Origin of the sequence: Endozoicomonas sp. ALC020 (assembly GCF_049275935.1) — a bacterium.
GTDB lineage: Bacteria > Pseudomonadota > Gammaproteobacteria > Pseudomonadales > Endozoicomonadaceae > Endozoicomonas_A.
This window is the reverse complement of record NZ_CP184830.1, coordinates 1814824-1831766: the sequence shown is the minus strand read 5'-3', so window position 1 is coordinate 1831766 and position 16943 is coordinate 1814824. Positions and strand designations below refer to the sequence as shown.

12 protein-coding genes are annotated in these 16943 nt (G+C 48.5%); 7 read left to right on the top strand and 5 right to left on the bottom strand.

The genetic code is table 11. The annotated features are described in order from the left end of the window. Positions 1 to 6: 6 nt before the first annotated feature. Positions 7 to 2280 carry an ABC transporter permease subunit gene (locus ACOJUO_RS06150; RefSeq protein ID WP_422139252.1) on the bottom strand — a complete coding sequence of 758 codons (2274 nt, stop codon included), beginning with the start codon at positions 2278 to 2280 and terminating at the stop codon, positions 7 to 9. 282 nt (positions 2281 to 2562) lie between these two features. On the opposite strand from ACOJUO_RS06150, the gene ACOJUO_RS06145 reads away from it, so the two are divergent. Then, positions 2563 to 4827, top strand: coding sequence for an RING finger protein (locus ACOJUO_RS06145; protein WP_422139251.1), 2265 nt, complete (start codon positions 2563 to 2565; stop codon positions 4825 to 4827). Between the two features lie 190 nt (positions 4828 to 5017). On the opposite strand, the gene ACOJUO_RS06140 is transcribed toward ACOJUO_RS06145, so the two are convergent. Further along, positions 5018 to 6058: a hypothetical protein gene (locus ACOJUO_RS06140; protein ID WP_422139250.1), complete on the bottom strand. Its 1041-nt coding sequence runs from the start codon at positions 6056 to 6058 to the stop codon at positions 5018 to 5020. Positions 6059 to 6477: 419 nt separating this feature from the next. Here ACOJUO_RS06140 and ACOJUO_RS06135 point away from each other — a divergent pair, with 419 nt between their 5' ends. The 3 genes from ACOJUO_RS06135 (at position 6478) to ACOJUO_RS06125 (ending at position 12072) form a co-directional block, all read left to right on the top strand. After that, complete coding sequence (locus ACOJUO_RS06135; protein ID WP_422139249.1) at positions 6478 to 8574, top strand: RING finger protein; 2097 nt, start codon at positions 6478 to 6480, stop codon at positions 8572 to 8574. A 62-nt stretch (positions 8575 to 8636) separates the two neighbouring features. Continuing rightward, positions 8637 to 10574 carry an RING finger protein gene (locus ACOJUO_RS06130; protein ID WP_422139248.1) on the top strand — a complete coding sequence of 646 codons (1938 nt, stop codon included), beginning with the start codon at positions 8637 to 8639 and terminating at the stop codon, positions 10572 to 10574. Positions 10575 to 10749: 175 nt separating this feature from the next. After that, complete coding sequence (locus ACOJUO_RS06125; RefSeq protein WP_422139247.1) at positions 10750 to 12072, top strand: Na+/H+ antiporter family protein; 1323 nt, start codon at positions 10750 to 10752, stop codon at positions 12070 to 12072. Positions 12073 to 12130: 58 nt separating this feature from the next. Here ACOJUO_RS06125 and ACOJUO_RS06120 read toward each other — a convergent pair whose 3' ends face one another. Beyond that, positions 12131 to 13096, bottom strand: a complete 966-nt coding sequence (locus tag ACOJUO_RS06120; RefSeq protein ID WP_422139246.1) for a PstS family phosphate ABC transporter substrate-binding protein — start codon at positions 13094 to 13096, stop codon at positions 12131 to 12133. Positions 13097 to 13509: 413 nt separating this feature from the next. On the opposite strand from ACOJUO_RS06120, the gene ACOJUO_RS06115 reads away from it, so the two are divergent. Further along, positions 13510 to 13911, top strand: coding sequence for an acyl-CoA thioesterase (locus tag ACOJUO_RS06115; RefSeq protein ID WP_422135844.1), 402 nt, complete (start codon positions 13510 to 13512; stop codon positions 13909 to 13911). 14 nt (positions 13912 to 13925) lie between these two features. Here the strand turns inward: ACOJUO_RS06115 and ACOJUO_RS06110 are convergent, their stop codons facing one another. Beyond that, positions 13926 to 14318 carry a response regulator gene (locus tag ACOJUO_RS06110; protein WP_422139245.1) on the bottom strand — a complete coding sequence of 131 codons (393 nt, stop codon included), beginning with the start codon at positions 14316 to 14318 and terminating at the stop codon, positions 13926 to 13928. Between the two features lie 69 nt (positions 14319 to 14387). After that, positions 14388 to 15050, bottom strand: a complete 663-nt coding sequence (locus ACOJUO_RS06105; protein WP_422135842.1) for a fumarylacetoacetate hydrolase family protein — start codon at positions 15048 to 15050, stop codon at positions 14388 to 14390. Positions 15051 to 15203: 153 nt separating this feature from the next. Here ACOJUO_RS06105 and ACOJUO_RS06100 point away from each other — a divergent pair, with 153 nt between their 5' ends. Both ACOJUO_RS06100 and serA read left to right on the top strand, forming a co-directional pair. Then, positions 15204 to 15464, top strand: a complete 261-nt coding sequence (locus ACOJUO_RS06100; protein WP_317144543.1) for a DUF4404 family protein — start codon at positions 15204 to 15206, stop codon at positions 15462 to 15464. A gap of 242 nt (positions 15465 to 15706) precedes the next feature. After that, entirely contained in the window at positions 15707 to 16936 is a 1230-nt protein-coding gene (gene serA, locus ACOJUO_RS06095; RefSeq protein WP_422135841.1) for a phosphoglycerate dehydrogenase, read from the top strand. The last annotated feature ends 7 nt before the right edge of the window (positions 16937 to 16943 follow it).

Here is a 16943-nt window from a genome sequence, read left to right as displayed (position 1 = left end):
CCTTCCTTAAAGCGAACTGTACTTCTTGCGCAGTCGATGACGAACCATCTCGGCAGCGGTATTAACGACAAAGGTGAACAGGAAAAGCACCAGTGCAGCAAGGAATAGAATTCGATAGTGGCTGCTGCCGACTTCGGATTCAGGCATTTCAACAGCAATGTTGGCAGCCAGGGTTCTCATGCCTTCGAAGATATTGGCGTCCATGATGGGCGTGTTGCCGGTAGCCATCAGTACGATCATCGTTTCACCCACGGCGCGGCCCATACCAATCATCACGGCAGAGAATATGCCCGGGCTGGCGGTCAGCAATACCACCCGCATCAAGGTCTGCCAAGGCGTCGCACCCAGTGCCAGGGAGCCATAACTCAGATGTTTGGGAACACTGAAAATGGCATCCTCAGCGATAGAAAAAATGGTGGGGATCACTGCAAAGCCCATTGCCAGTCCCACTACCAGAGCATTGCGCTGATCGTAAGGAATGCCCAGATCAGTGGTCAGCCAGGTTCTCAGGTCACCATCAAAGAAGGTTGCTTCAATGGTACCGTTCAGGTTCATGGCAATAGCACCACTGATCAGTACCACAGGGATGAGCAGGGCTGCTTGCCAACCCTCCGGGACGGCGTGGCGGATTTTACCGGGCATGGAGTCCCAGGCAAAAGCAAAGAGCAATATGCCGATTGGAACAATCAACAAGAGTGCAAATATTCCTGCCAGACTGTTTTCGATCAGGGGGGCCAGCCAGAGACCGGCCAGAAAACCCAGAATGACCGTAGGCAGTGCTTCCATCAACTCAATGACAGGCTTTACTTTACGACGCATGGCTGGCGCCATGAAGTAAGCCGTATAGATGGCTCCGGCTATTGCCAGAGGTGTAGCCAGTAACATGGCGTAAAAGGCGGCCTTGAGAGTGCCGAAGGCCAGAGGGGTCAGGCTCAGCTTTGGCTCAAAGTCATTATTCGATGCAGACGACTGCCAGATATATTCAGGCTTCTCATAACCCTCATACCAGACTCTACCCCAGAGAGCCGACAAGGATACTTCCGGATGTTCATTTTCAACACGCCAGAATTCGGTAGAGCCATTGCTACTCACCAGCATGTAGTTGCTACGGGGGGCAATAACCAGTTGCTCAACAGGACCGTCGGTCAGCTTCTCAGTCAGCAGGGTTCTGTTGGCTGTGGTGTAGAAGATGCCAACATTACCCTTGTCATCGGCTGCCAGAAAGCCCTTGCGGCGATGCTCAGGCACTATCTGCATAATAGGTTCACCGGCCAGCTCGAACTCGCGAATTCTTTGCAGGTGCCACTGGTTTTGTTCATCTCTGACCATGAACCACTGGCTGACCATGCCGGTGTCATCGCCTATCAGCAGAGAAACTCCACCCAACAGGAATGTCATGGTTGTTACTCTGGCCGAGTCGTTAGTCAGGTCAGTCTCTGACACGACGTGAGGCTGATTGATGTTGCTGATATCGATCAGTGTCAGGCCATCAGCACCGGATTGAACAAAAAGCCAGTGCTGATCCGGAGCAATCAGTACATCGTGAACAGGTCCATCCACTTCGGGCAGAGTGACACTCATTTCTTCAAGCGTGACTTCTTCCGTCAGGAAGTTTTCTTCCTTGCTAAAAGCGGTCATATAGAGGCGCTTGTCACCATAACCGGTGAGTAGCAGCTGATCTTCACTATCACTGATACTCAGGTGTGAAACAGCCTCATTATCCGTTATCAGATCAATCGCTTCCTCACCATATGGGTAGGTGACCCTTGGCGTGATCAGCCTCTTGTCATCAGGCCAGGTAATTTGATAGCCGTGCTTGAAAATGATGACCTGACCATTACTCAGACCCGCAGCCAGGAGGTTGCTACCGGATGGATCATTGTTAATTGTGGTGACTGAGGTCCCGGCAGGAAGGGGCAGGGAATAGCGATATTTCTGCCCTCCGGTTCGGGTGGATGAAAAAGTCAGGGCACCGTCGGCAGTGATGGAAAAAGCCAGTTCAGCCTGTTCTTCCATACTCTGATAGAGAGGGCGCTGCTCCCCTGTGATCGTCTGTGTCCAGGTACTGCTTTGTTCAATTTCTGCACTTTTGAATAAAGGCCCAACTTCGTACAGAAGATAGATGAAGATCAGCAGAATGGCGGCAATAACACCGAGGCCACCAACGGCTACACCCCACCGGGTCAGGTGATCTTTGAGAAAGCGAAGTGACTGATGACGTTTATGAGCCGGGGTGTTGTAATCGACACCAGGGCTGTCTTCTATTATTGGTTGGTACATGGCACTGGTCGCAGAGATTATTGAGCGTACCTTAAAAGGTCTGTGTTACAGAAATATGACAGAATTGAAAAAAATGGGAGTTGAGTACTCAAGCCGCCACTCTCAGTATCTTGGGACAGTATACCCGGTATTGAGCGATAGATAGCCGTGACCGGACACGCTGTCTGAAAAACACCGCAGCCAAACCGCACTCTATTCAGTATCAGCTACACTGAGGCTCCAGCTGAAGAAAAGCGAAAATTTGTGTGCAACTTAAAACCGTTTTCTTTCATATTTACATTCTTGATCTCTCTGGCAGCCAGTGGATTTGCTGCTGACAACTCTCAAGGACTTCTTATTGGTATTCCCGCAACGCAAGAAGGAAAGGCAAAGCAATGGTTTGATGCGCCCTCACAAGCAAGGTCAACTGATGACGTTAAAGTTGCCCTCCTGTCATCTCTGTGGCAGTGGCTAATCTCTTCGGAGAATGTTAGTGAGAAAAGAGAGAAAAACAGCACAGGCTTTGCACTGCCGGAATGGCCCACATCAACACCTGAATCCGCCTTGCGATTATCAGGAGGCAGATTTCCACCCGACCCACCACCTCCACCATTTATGCCGGGTATTCCTGGCAAGGGATTGTTTAATAGGCCTGACTGGCAGTTTGACTACCTGTCAGCTGTGTTGATGATCGGGCAGTGGTTGAAACAATGGTTTTATGATGGATATCGCAGCACTCCCGGTCAATCCGGACAATTCGTCAGTGACAAAGATTTATCTGCGGCTTTGGCAGAGATTACACAGAAGAGGGCGTTCAACAGTTCGTCATTCCGTCAGGCGCCGTTAGATGCTTCAGAACTGCTTGCTCAACTATCGGGGAAAGATTTGTCTGGTCACAGGCAGTTGCATCAGCCAGAAACAGTTTTGTTGTATCCCGTTTTTATGCTGCCTCAATCTGATTTGGATGACTTTGAAGAAGCGCAGGGGGTTGAATATGTTGGGGAAACTTGCGGAGCATGCCGGAATAACTTTGAAGAATCTGACGACCTGGTGAAAACGTCGTGTTTGCATTTGTTCCATATGGACTGCCTGAAACGGTGGCTAACAAAAGAAATTAACATGAAAGGCAACCATTTATGTCCATATTGTCGGCAGGATCAGAGTGCTCTGGGTGACTTTCTGATCCAGAAAGAAATGCAAGAGGTGGCTCATATTGTGACGGAAATGCTTTTAGAAAGAGGGACCTGGCCTGAAAATGACAGGTATATCTATGAAAGGCTGATCCATGCAGGAGTCAGCAATGATCCGGCCATCGCTGAGCAGGTGCGGGCACTTTGGCCATTAGTTAATTTTTACTCTGTGCGGCATCTGGTGTCCCAAGTGCAGTCAGGGAGAGCGACCTGGGCTGACAATGATGGGCATATCTTTTTAGAGTTGAGAATGGCAGAAGCTATCGATGATCCGGAAATTGCTGAGCAGGTGCGGTCACTTTGGCCGTCAGTTTGTTTGTACTACCTGCAACATCTGATGTCACAAATAGAAGCAGGGAGAAAGACCTGGCCTGACGATGACAGTGTTATCTTCCTACGGTTGAGAATGGCACTGGACAGCAATGATCCGGCCATTGTTGAGCAAGCACGGGCACTTAAGCCGGCAATTTTTCTGTATTGCGTGCAGCATCTGGTGTCACAAATGCAGGCAGGAACAGGGGTCTGGCCTGAAGATGACGATAGTGTCCTCGAAATGCTGAATGTTGCCTTATTTGGTACTGATGAACATTTCTTCCTGGACGTGAATATTGCGAAATTTGGTTCTAATGGAACCATTCGTGAGGAATTTAGGGGATATGGCGATAATGCAGCCACTGCTGAGCGGGCCAGTGCACTTTATCCATTAGTGAATTTATACTCTGCGCAGCATCTGATTTCACAAGTGCAGGCTGGGAAAAGGAGTTGGCCTGGAGACCGGAGTGATCACCTGGGGTACCTGGGGTCGTTGTGGAGATTAGAAAATAACCCTGACCCGGCCATTGCTGAGCAGGCACGGGCCATTTATCCATTAGCTAATTTGTACGCTTTACAATATCAGGTGTCACAAATGCGGGCAGGGAGAGAGACCTGGCCTGAAAATGATAGGGGTATCCATGAAAGGTTGAGTATTGCAAAAGCTAGCAATGATCTGGCTGTTGCTGAGCAGGCAGAAGCACTTGAGCCATTGGTTAATTTTTACTCTGTCAGGAATCTGTTGTCACTGAATCGGGCTTGGGGAGATATCTGGCCTAATGACGACAGTGATATCTACACAAGGTTGAGAAGTGCACAAGGAAGTGATGATCCGGCCATTGCCGAGCAGGCACGGGCACTTGAGCCAGCCGTTAATTTTTACTCCGTGCAGAACCTGGTGTCACGAATGCAGAAAGGATTGAGGGTTAGCTGGCCTGAAGATGATAATAGTGTCTATTTAAAGTTGAGTAGTGCAGGAAAATGCACTGATCCGGCCATTGCTCAGCAAGCGCGGGCACTTAAACCATTAGTTGATCATTATAAGAGTAAGTCGTCAGGGAATTGATTCCAGGCTGCTTTTTCAGCGAGACCTCTCTGCTTCAATCTGGTTATCAGTGGGTAACGATTCTCTACGAGTGTACACAGATTGTACCCATGAGGAAAAGTCGTTGTAACCGAAAGCTTTGAACCTCAGCCTTCTGGCAAGTTCAGTCTGTCTGCTCAGGTCTTAGAGTTTTGTGACGACCAATGTCGTACTACTCTTCATAGGGATCGACATCCATATCGGAATCAACATCCCACCCTGCTCCATAGGTGTCGCTGGAATATTCCAGGGTGCCCGCAGGCTCCGTTGAATGATTATTTATTGGCGAAGATTGCGAAATTGGGAATAACCCGGCTAATAGGGCGTCAAAAAACGAATGTCCACCAGCTTGTGGCTGAAGGGTTTGTGATTCTGTCATCCCGTGATGAGTTTGTTTCGCCGAACTTACTTCGGATTTCAGCGACTCTTCAGTTGATCCACCACCGTCGTATTGTCCGAGTCTGCAAAAGCCATTGCAGGAATCGAAGGAACAATTAAAACTCATAGTATGGTTCCCAAGCTCCCTAAGATAACCATCAATGTCGCTTACCATAACGCCGTATGGCCGAAATCGCTCAAGGGGGAACTGTGTGGCAAGTGAACGTGTCCAGACGATTTTCACCATAGGTTCAGGCCAAGTCGCGGGGTCAGGACCAGCCAAAAGATGGCTGATTGATGCTGAGTTTTCTGGTTCGCGAAATGCAATTCTTGGAATGTGAATACCCAAAGAACGACCGGTTCCCAGCTTATCTCTTTGCGTTTCTGTCGTGTCATGATGAGTGTGGCCCGTCGAACTTCTTTCAAAACCCTGTGACAGGAATCGACAAACACCATGACAGGAATCGACGAAACAATTTAAACCCAAAGTATGTCGGGATTGTTTGGGGTCCTGGTGACCGCCCCCAGAGCCGGAAGACATGAGGCTGGAGAAAGCAGCTGCATGATGGGGAATTATTCCTGAGGCTTGCGATTGAGATGGCTGGCTTTGTGGCTGACTTTGTGGTTGGTTTTGTTGCCCGTAGTGTCCTCGGCCATACATAAGCAAGCCGAAAGCAGCCATTGCCTCTAATACGGGTATCCATGAATAAGGTTTGGCGCCCAGAGGGGTGTTGCCGAACTCGACAATAAAATGTCTTTCTGATGATTCGGCGTGACAGGTAACAGTCAGCCACGCCAGCAATAACAGCAATGACGAAGAGAGTGTTTTTTTCAAAACTTAATCCTTACATCTGTTTTGTGTTTTTCCTGAAGGGGAAATTCAGAACAAGAGAATGATAGATCAAGAAAAAAAGCATTTTTCAATATCTCAGGCAGGTGTGCCCGCACTATGAGCTACACTCAGGCTCCGACTGAAGAAAAGCGAAAGTTTGTGTGCGACTTAAAACCATTTTCTTTTGTAAGTTCTTGATCTCTCTGGCAGTCATTGGATTTGCTGCTGACAACTCTCAAGGACTTCTGCTCGTCGTCGTAAATGGGACGTCTGATCAAGAGGCTTATCTGATATCCGATTTTGTCTGCTTTGTGCCTGAAGGCTCTCTGCTCTTGCCCTCACCAGTAAGGTCAACTGATGACGTTAAAGGCTCATTTCTCCAGCAGCCCGTTTTACTCTTGTCATCTCTGTGGCAGTGGCTAATGTCTTCGGAGATTGTTCCTGAGATAAGAGAGAAAAATAGCACAGGCTTTGCACTGCCAGAATGGCCCACATCAACCCCTGAACCCACCTTGCGATTATCAGGAGGCGGATTTCCACCCGACCCACCACCTCCACCATTTATGCCGGGCCTTCCTGGCAAGGGATTGTTTAATAGGCCTGACTGGCAGCTTGACTACCTGTCAGCTCTGTTCAGGATCGGGCAGTGGTTGAAACAATGGTTTTATGATGGATATCGCAGCACTCCCGGTCAATCCGGACAATTCGTCAGTGACAAAGATTTATCTGCGGCTTTGGCAGAGATTACACAGAAGAGGGCGTTCAACAGTTCGTCATTCCGTCAGGCGCCGTTAGATGCTTCGGAACTGCTTGCTCAACTATCGGGGAAAGGTTTGTCTGGTCACAGGCAGATGCACCAGCCAGAAACAGTTATGTTATATCCCGTATTTATGCTGCCTCAATCTGATTCGAATGACTTTGAAGAAGCGCAGGGGGTTGAATATGTTGGGGAAACTTGCGGAGCATGCCGGAATAACTTTGAAGAATCTGACGACTTGGTGAAAACGTCGTGTTTGCATTTGTTCCATATGGACTGCCTGAAACGGTGGCTAACAAAAGAAATTAACATGAAAGGCAACCATTTATGTCCATATTGTCGGCAGGATCAGAGTGCTCTGGGTGACTTTCTGATCCAGAAAGAAATGCAAGAGGTGGCTCATATTGTGACGGAAATGCTTTTAGAAAGAGGGACCTGGCCTGAGAATGACAGGTATATCTATGAAAGGCTGATTCGTGCAGGAGCTAGCAGTGACCCGGCCATCACTGAGCAGATACAGGCACTTTGGCCATTAGTTAACTTTTACTCTGTGCAGCATCTGGTGTCACAAGTGCAGTCAGGTAGAGCGACCTGGCCTGACAATGATGGGCATATCTTTTTAGAGTTGAGAATGGCAAAAGGTATCGATGATCCGGAAATTGCTGAGCAGGTGCGGGTACTTTGGCCTTCTGTTTGTTTGTACTCCCTGCAACATCTGATGTCACAAATAGAAGCAGGGAGAAAGACCTGGCCTGACGATGAGCGTGATATCGCTCTGAGGTTCAGAATGGCACTGGACAGTAATGTTCCGGCCATTGTTAAGCAGGCAAGGGCACTTAAGCCGACAATTTTTCTTTACTCTGTGCAGCATCTGGTGTCACAAATGCAAGCAGGAAAAGGGGGCTGGCCAGACGATGACCGTGGTATCTTCGAAATGCTGAATGTTGCCTTTTTTGGTACTGATGACCATTTCTTAGCACGCCTGAGTGTTGGGTTAAATCTTGGGTCATATGGTACTGATGGAACCATTAGTAAGGCATGGAGGGAATATGGCGATAATGTTCCCACTTCTGAGCAGGCAAGTGCACTTTATCCATTAGTGAATTTGTACTCTGCGCAGCATCTGATATCACAAATACAGGCTGGGAAAAGAAGCTGGGCTGGAGATGAGAGTCATCTCATGGGGTCGTTGTGGAGATTAATAAATAACCCCGATCCAGCCATTGCTGAGCAGGCATGGGCTATTTATCCATTAGCTAATTTGTACGCTTTACAATATCAGGTGTCACAAATGCGGGCAGGGAGAGAGACCTGGCCCGATAATGACTGGCATATCCATGAAGAGTTGAGGATTGCAAAAGCTAGCAATGATCTGGCTGTTGCTGGGCAGGCAGAAGCACTTGAGCCATTGGTTAATTTTTACTCTGTCAGGAATCTGTTGTCGCTGAGGCAGGCTTGGGGAGATATCTGGCCTGATGACGACATTGATATCTATACAAGGTTGAGAAGTGCACAAGGAAGCGATGATCCGGCCATTGCTGAACAGGCACGGGCACTTGAGCCAGCCGTTAATTTTTACTCCGTGCAGAAACTGGTGTCACGAATGCAGAAAGGATTGAGGGTTAGCTGGCCTGAAGATGATAATAATGTCTATTTAAGGTTGAGTAGCGCAGAAAAATGCACTGATCCGAACATCGCTCAGCAGGCGCGGGCACTTAAACCATTAGTTGATCAATATAAGAGTAAGTCGTCAGGGAATTGATTCCAGGCTGCTTTTTCAGCGAGACCTCTCTGCTTCAATATTCAGGCAGGTGTGTCCGCACAATGAGCTACAATCAGGCTTCCACTGAACAAATGCGGAAGTTTGTGTGTGACTTAAAGCCGTTTTCATTCATATGTACACTCTTGATCTTTCTGGCGACCATTGCAGTCGCTTTTGGGGTGCCGATAGCTGAGGCTTCGTTTACCTGTTATTTTCTGAATCGCGATATTTATATTCCCGCAACGGAACAGAGAAGCTTTGTGTGTATCAGCCCTGAATGGCAAGTAGACAGAACCGCCAGTAAGGAGAGTGACCGGGCAACAGATAGCAACCAAGTAAAGCAGGCAGAAGGGCAATGGTTTGATCAGCCCTCACCGGTCTGGTCAATTGATGACGGTAAAGGTTCATTTCTCCAGCAGCCTGGTTCTCTCCTGTCAGCTCTGTGGCAGTGGCTGATGTCTTTAGAGAATGTTTTTGAGAAGAGAGAGAAAAATAGCACGGGTTTTGCTCTGCCTGAATGGCCCACATCAACACCTGAATCCGCCTTGCGATTATCAGGAGGCGGATTTCCACCTGACCCACCACCCCCTCCTCTATTTATACCGGGCATTTCCGGCAAGGGATTGTTTAATATGCCCGACTGGCAGTTTGACTACCTGTCAGTGCTGCTCGGGATCAGTCAGCGGCTGAAACAATGGCTTTATAATGGATATCCCACCACTTCCGGTCAATCCAGACCATTCGTCAGTGACAAAGATTTATCTGCGGCTTTGGCAGGTATTACACAGAAGATGGCATTCAACAGGTCGTTATTCAGTCGGGTGCCGTTAGATGCCTCGGAACTGCTTGCTGAACTATCGGGGAAAGATTTGTCTGGTCATGGGCAGATGCATCAGCCAGAAACAGTTATGTTGTATCCGGTATTTATGCTGCCTCAATCTGATTCGAATGATTTTGAAGAAGCGCAGGGAGTTGAATATGTTGGGGAAACTTGCAGCGTATGCCTGCTTAATTTAGAACAATCTGACGACGTGATGAAAACGTCATGTTTGCATTTGTTCCATCTGGAATGCCTGAAACGGTGGCTGACAGGAGAAGTTAACATGGAAGGGAATCGTTTCTGCCCATATTGTCGGCATGATCAGAGCGCTTTGGGTGATTTTCTGACATGGAAAGAGATCCGGAAAGGACTGCAAGAGGTGATTCATATTGTGATGGGAATGCTGCTAGGTAGAGGGACCTGGCCTGAAGATGACTATAGTATCTTCGTAAGGTTGAATGCTGCGCTATTTTGTAATAATTCAGCCATTGCAGAGCAGGCACGGGCAATTTATCCATTAGTAAAATTGTACTCTGCGCAGCGTCTGGTGTTGCAAGTGCGGGCAGGGAATAGAACCTGGCCCGGATGTGAGGGTTTTATCCATCTAGGGTCGTTGAGAATGCTGGTAGACAACCCTGATCCGGCCATTGCAAAGCAGGCGCGGGCAATTTATCCATTAGCTAATTTGTACGCTGTACAGCATCAGGTATCTCAAGTGCAGGCAGAGGATGAGGCCTGGAATGACAGTTATATCCATACATGGTTGGGTATTGCAAGGGATTGTAATGATCTGGTCATTGCTGAGCAGGCAGAAGCACTTGAGCCATTGGTTAATTATTACTCTGTGCGGCATCTGTTGGCACAAGTGCAGGCGGGGAGTGAGACCTGGCCTGATGATGACAGATATATCTATACAAGGTTGAGTAGTGCACAGCGAAGCAATGATCGGGACCTTGCTGAGCGGGCACGAGCCATTGAGCCAACCGTTCATTTGTTCTCTGTGCAACATCTGGTATTACAAATGCAGACAGGAACAAGAACCTGCTGGCCTGAAGATGACAATAATGTCTATGTAAGGTTGAGCAATGCAGAAGATAGCGGTGATCCGACCATTGCTCAGCAGGCACGGGCACTCAGGCCATTAGTTGATCAATATAAGAGCAACTCGCCAGAGAATTGATTCCAGCCTGCGTTTTCAGGGATATTTCTTCACTTTATAGTTATTTGGCCTGCTAATTCTCTATTTGCGCGAAAAATAAACCAATTAACTACAATCTGGTAATGCCGCTATTGTCCATGCTTCACTATAGATAGCCGCTGGCCGTTATAACGATAAAATACAATTTGGAATTAATATGAACGCAGTGATTCTGGCGGTTGCCGTCATGCTCGCGTTGAGCTTGTTGCGGGTTAATGTGGTTCTGGCACTGTTTGTGGGGGCTCTGGCCGGGGGAGTGATCGGTGGTCTGGATATCTTCCAGACTCTGGAGGCATTCTCCAGAGGTTTGGGCGGTGGCGTAGGCATTGCTATCAGTTACGCCATGCTGGGTGCTTTTGCTGTGGCCATCGCCCGCTCCGGCATACCTGAGTGGATGGCTGGAAAGATCATCCGCAAAGTAAAGAACAGCAACAACTCGCACAATAATGTGAAGCTAAAGTACAGCCTGTTTCTGGCGCTTGTGTTGATGGCTTTTTCTTCCCAGAACCTGATACCTATCCACATAGCCTTTATTCCCATACTGATTCCTCCCTTGTTATCGGTATTCAGTGCTATGGCGATTGATCGTCGTCAGGTGGTCTGTCTTCTTACCTTTGGCCTTACCGCGACCTATATGATTTTTCCTGTAGGCTTTGGCAATGTCTATCTGAATCAGATTCTTGGTGGCAACCTTCAGGAGAATGGGCTGGATATTGAACTGAGCCAGATGCCGCTGGCGATGGCGATTCCCGTTTTGGGTATGTTCCTGGGGTTGTTGCTGGCTGTTTTTTTCAGTTACCGAAAGTCCAGAACCTATCGTGTAGAAGAGACCATTTTGATTCATGAACAAGATATTCAGTTAAGCAAGCCTGCCATTATTACCTCTGTCATAGCCATTGTTCTGGTGCTGGTGAGTCAATTGACAACCGGGTCCATGGTTCTCGCTGCTGCACTGGGCTTTATTACCATGGTCATTGGGCGAGTCGTCTGCTGGCGGGAAGCAGATGAGGTATTCAATGAGGGTCTGCGCATGATGGCAGCTTTTGGCTTCATCATGATCTCGGCCGCAGGTTTTGCGGAAGTGCTCCGCTCAACAGGTGATATTCCAGAGCTGGTGAGTCAGGTACAGATGTTTGTGGGAGGCAGTCAGGCTCTTGCGGCCATTCTTATGCTTCTGGTCGGGTTACTGATCACTATGGGTATTGGCTCTTCGTTCTCTACGGTTCCGATTATTGCCACCCTTTATGTGCCACTGGGCATGGAACTTGGATTTACGCCACTGGCGATAGCCTGTCTTGTGGGAGTCGCAGGAGCATTAGGTGATGCAGGCTCCCCGGTTTCAGAATCTACCATTGGTCCCACTGCCGGCTTGAACGTGGATGGTCAGCACGACCACATCCGGGATTCGGTGATTCCCACCTTTTTACACTTTAATATTCCGATGATTATTTTTGGCTGGATTGCCGCCATGATTCTTTGAGTACCCGCCATAAAAACGGGGCCAGATGGCCCCGTGTGGATCACTCATGAATCTGTGATTACAGATCGAGTTCAGACAGATACTTTTCAACCACCTTGGCAGGCAGAGGGATGTAACCGTCTTTAACGACGACTTCCTGACCCTGCTGAGACAGTACCATCTTCAGGAATTCGCCTTCCAGAGGGGACAACTTCTTGTTGGGCTGCTTGTTAACGTACACGTACAGGAAACGAGACAGTGGATAAGAGTTGTTGACAGCGTTAGCGGGCGTTGCCTCAACGAATGGCTGACCGGCTTTCTTGGCCAGAGGTACAGTACGTACGCTGGAAGTCTGGTAACCGATGCCGGAGTAGCCGATGCCGTTTACAGATGCACTGACAGACTGAACCACAGAAGCAGAACCAGGCTGTTCATTTACGTTGTTACGGAAATCACCTTTGCAGAGGGCTTTCTTCTTGAAGTAACCGTAAGTGCCGGATACAGAGTTACGGCCGTACAACTGGATTGAGCGGTTTTTCCAGGCTCCGTCCAGACCGGCAGCACCCCAGGTACTGATGTCTTTGTCGCCACCACACTTGCGGGTGGAGGAGAAAATAGCGTCCACTTGAGCCATGGTCAGACCCTTGATTGGGTTGTCCTTGTTGACGAAAACAGCCAGAGCGTCAATGGCAACCGGAACAGCAGTGGGCTTGTAGCCATGCTTCTTCTCAAAAGCTTCCAGTTCCTTGTCTTTCATCTTGCGGCTCATGGGGCCGATGTTGGACGTTCCTTCCGTCAGAGCGGGTGGTGCAGTAGAAGAACCGGCAGCCTGAATCTGTACGTTCACATTAGGATATTCACGCTTGAAATCTTCTGCCCACAGAGTCATCAGGTTAGCCAGAGTGTCAGAGCCGACACTGGACAGATTGCCTGATACACCACTGGCTTTCTTATAAGTGGGGATCTCAGCGTCAATCTGACTGGCAGAGGCAGCCTGGATTCCGGTCGCAAGGGCAATTGTTGTTATTAGAGCTTTAAGCTTCATTCGTATCTCTCCTAAAGGGATTTTTTAGCCTCTCTTATACAGCTACAGGCATTTGTTTACTGGCAAGAACTATAAGATGAAAATGTGACAGTTATATGAACGACAGTGAAGCTTTATATTCGCAATAGTCATAATGTAAAATCACTGACTTTAATTCCAACTTGATTGTAGATTACTGATGAAATGCCAAGACAGGTACGAGCCCGGCTTGCAAAGCATGCCTCCTGTGCCAGTTTCTATTCGCTGAGTGTTTTAGCTACAACGCTAACTGAGAAGAGAAGTAAAATACCTTCAGCTGGAAAAGCTTCACGATCAGGAAGATCGCGGGCGCAAGAAACAACTGACATTATATATAAGGATTTTCAGAGTCGGTTGCGCCAAAAAAATAAAAACATCAAGTGCTAGAGAGCAATATGGAACTGAATAATGATCTTGCTCCCGGACCTCAGGGAGAACTGACGCTGAAAGTGCTGGCAGACTACCAATCTGTTAATACGACAGGCGATGTCTTTGGTGGCTGGGTGGCCATGCAGATTGATCAGGCTGGCGCAATCATGGCCAGAAAGATTGCCACAGGACGTGTTGTCACCGTTAGTATCGGCAGTATGAGTTTTATGCGCTCAGTTAAAATGGGCGATATTCTTGCGCTGTTCACCCGGGTGACAGAGGTCGGCAAAACGTCAATTCGGGTGGTCGTTGAAGCCTGGGTGGAAGATAAACACGGTCGCGCCAAGCTGACTGAAGCCAATATGGTTTTTGTAGCCATTGATACACAGGGCAGAACGTCTCGAATCCAGAGCGCCAAAAGCCCTTAGGATTTGAGGCAGTTTCAGTCTTGGGTCCAAAGAACCAGCTTTTCTGATAAAGATGCAAGTGAAACAGGTTTGTCCAGAAAATCGTCCATACCGGCAGACTTACAGGCAATCTTATCCGATTCCGAGGTGTTGGCTGTGAAAGCGATAACCGGTATTCCGGCATAGTGTTGCCCGGAGGCTCTGATTTTTTCAGTGGCTTCCAGACCACCCATGATGGGCATCATGCAATCCATGAGAATCAGGTTGAAGGCCTCTGAAGTCTCAAGAATGTCCAGTGCTTCCTGACCATTCTGGGCCACTTTGCAGCTGCAGCCCAATTTTTCAAGCAGCTTTTTGACCACCATCTGGTTTACCTGGCTATCTTCCACCACCAGAATATGGAGGCTGTAGGTTTCCCTGACTGACACTGGCTTTCCTTTGCCTGTGGCCTGATTTCTCTACAGTCAATATCTGAAGAAGTGCCGGGTTCTTTAGGATCAGATGCAGGATGTTGCCAGACTAAAGCGGTCAGTAATAGCTAATTCCAGCCGATCTCCCTGCTTCAGAGGACCAACGCCGGCCGGAGTGCCAGTGAGGACAATATCGCCGGGTTCCAGTGTGAAGTGACGGCTTATGTAGCTGATCAGCCCCGGAATTGAGGTCAGCATATGGGCTGAAGTGTCTTCCTGACGTGTCTGCCCATTAATTTTAAGGCTGAAGTGAATGTTATCGAGATCGGGCAGGTGCTCTTTGGCAATAAACCCTGAAACGGGGCAGCTGCCATCAAAGGCTTTGGCCACTTCCCATGGCAGTCCTTTTTCTTTTAGCCGGGACTGAACATCCCGGAGTGTCAGATCCAATGCCAGCCCTATTGCCTTGATGGCATCAATGCTCTCATTCTCGCTGGCATTCTGGAGTCGGGTGTCCATCAGAATTGCTATTTCTGTTTCGTGGTGAACTTCACCGCGATCGACGGGAATGGCAAAGGGTATTTCCAGAGCTGTCAGTGATGTTGAAGGTTTGATAAACAACACGGGATCGTCGGGCAGCGGATTGTTCAACTCCCGAATGTGCTCGGCATAATTTCGGCCGACACACACCACTTTGCCGGCCGGCAGATCAATGCGGTCGCCACTTAGCCAGTGATGCCTGTACTTCATAGGGCGTCCTTCTTGCTTGTTTGTTCTTGTGTTTTTATTTTGCTCATGGCCTGGCACATCGCTAGTATTTATCAGCCGGGTACGACTGCTGAAGCTATCATTCACAGTACAAATATTGTGTTTTCCAGATTAACCTGATCACAGGAGCACGTCATGTCTGAAGAACTCCACCTGAATATCCAGAATCTGCATGACCTGCTTGAAGGACAGCCTGTGGACGAATGTACTGCAGGGGCTCTCAAGCAAATTACCGATGAACTGCAGCTGGCTCTGGCTCAGGCAGAGGGCGATATTCCTCTGCAGGACTACAACGAACAGCTCGAGCAGGAAGCGATCAAGTTTTCCGAACAACATCCTGCATTGTCTCAGGCCATCAGACAGATTCTGACTACGCTATCAAGCATAGGTGTCTGAAACAGAAAACACATAATAACTGCTCTGCACGCGAGGTTTAAGTCCTGCAGTGGTGATTGGACAAGGAACATCTGATTCATACACTCAAGGTAAGGGTTTTTCTCTTTTTTATGCTATTATCCACACCCCGGTCGGTTCTGAAACCAGATGACTCGGGTTGTATTCAGCCATTGACAGTATTTCCCACTCAATCTGGCTGAAGTACTTTTCAAGGTAGATTAAAAGACATCCGAGCTATTGTTATGCCCTCTATTTCCCTGGACAAGAGTAAGATTCGATTCCTTCTTCTGGAGGGGGTTCATCAGTCTGCTGTGGAAGTGCTTGAAGCTTCCGGCTACACCAATATTGATTATGTTTCCAAGTCCTTACCAGACGATGAGCTGAAGCAGCGGATTTCCGAAGCGCACTTTGTAGGCATTCGATCCCGAACCCAGCTGAGTGAAGACGTCTTTGCTGCAGCCCAGAAGCTGATCGCTGTTGGTTGTTTCTGCATCGGTACCAACCAGGTAGAGCTGGATGCTGCTACGTCACGGGGAATCCCGGTCTTTAATGCACCTTATTCCAACACTCGCTCTGTTGCTGAGCTGGTTCTGGCTGAGGCCATTCTTCTGTTGCGGGGTGTGCCTGAAAAGAATGCCGTTGCTCACCGGGGTGGCTGGCAGAAGAGTGCCGCCAATTCCTATGAAATTCGCGGTAAAAAGCTGGGTATTATTGGCTACGGCAGTATCGGAAGCCAACTAAGTGTTTTGGCTGAATCTATGGGCATGGACGTTTATTACTACGATGTGGTGACCAAGCTCTCCATCGGTAATGCCAGTCAGGTCGGCAGTCTCAATGATCTGCTGTCCATGTCTGATGTTGTCAGCCTGCACGTTCCTGAAACACCCGCCACTCAATGGATGTTTGGCGAAGAGCAGTTTGCGGCTATGAAGGAAGGCAGTATTCTGATCAATGCTTCTCGCGGAACTGTTGTCGACATTCAGTCCCTGGCTTCGGCGATTGAAACGGGCAAGTTGCTGGGGGCTGCAATCGATGTTTTCCCGGAAGAACCACGTTCTAACAGTGATGAGTTTGTCAGCCCTCTGCGTGGACTGGATAACGTCATTTTGACACCTCACGTGGGTGGCAGTACTCAGGAAGCGCAGGAAAATATTGGTCGTGAAGTCTCCGAGAAGTTTGTTATGTACAGTGATAATGGTACAACATTGTCGTCTGTTAACTTCCCTGAAGTCTCATTGCCTGGGCATCCGGACAAGCATCGTATCCTGCATATTCACAAGAATATCCCCGGAGTTCTGGTAGCCATCAACAAGGTTTTCTCCCTGAACAATATCAATATCAGCGGTCAGTTCCTGCAAACCAATGAATCCGTGGGTTATGTGGTCATTGACGTAGATGCCGATCACAGTGACATTGCGCTGGAGAAGCTGAAAGAAATCGACGGCACCATTCGTTGCCGGGTTCTTTACTGAGTTTGAT

What these genes read in the sequence shown, in the direction of transcription:
- ACOJUO_RS06150 (WP_422139252.1), bottom strand. Translation starts at nt 2,280, where the DNA reads ATGTACCAACCAATAATAGAAGACAGCCCTGGTGTCGATTACAACACC.
- ACOJUO_RS06130 (WP_422139248.1), top strand. Translation starts at nt 8,637, where the DNA reads ATGAGCTACAATCAGGCTTCCACTGAACAAATGCGGAAGTTTGTGTGT.
- ACOJUO_RS06100 (WP_317144543.1), top strand. Translation starts at nt 15,204, where the DNA reads ATGTCTGAAGAACTCCACCTGAATATCCAGAATCTGCATGACCTGCTT.
- ACOJUO_RS06135 (WP_422139249.1), top strand. Translation starts at nt 6,478, where the DNA reads ATGTCTTCGGAGATTGTTCCTGAGATAAGAGAGAAAAATAGCACAGGC.
- ACOJUO_RS06125 (WP_422139247.1), top strand. Translation starts at nt 10,750, where the DNA reads ATGAACGCAGTGATTCTGGCGGTTGCCGTCATGCTCGCGTTGAGCTTG.
- ACOJUO_RS06115 (WP_422135844.1), top strand. Translation starts at nt 13,510, where the DNA reads ATGGAACTGAATAATGATCTTGCTCCCGGACCTCAGGGAGAACTGACG.
- ACOJUO_RS06105 (WP_422135842.1), bottom strand. Translation starts at nt 15,050, where the DNA reads ATGAAGTACAGGCATCACTGGCTAAGTGGCGACCGCATTGATCTGCCG.
- serA (WP_422135841.1), top strand. Translation starts at nt 15,707, where the DNA reads ATGCCCTCTATTTCCCTGGACAAGAGTAAGATTCGATTCCTTCTTCTG.
- ACOJUO_RS06120 (WP_422139246.1), bottom strand. Translation starts at nt 13,096, where the DNA reads ATGAAGCTTAAAGCTCTAATAACAACAATTGCCCTTGCGACCGGAATC.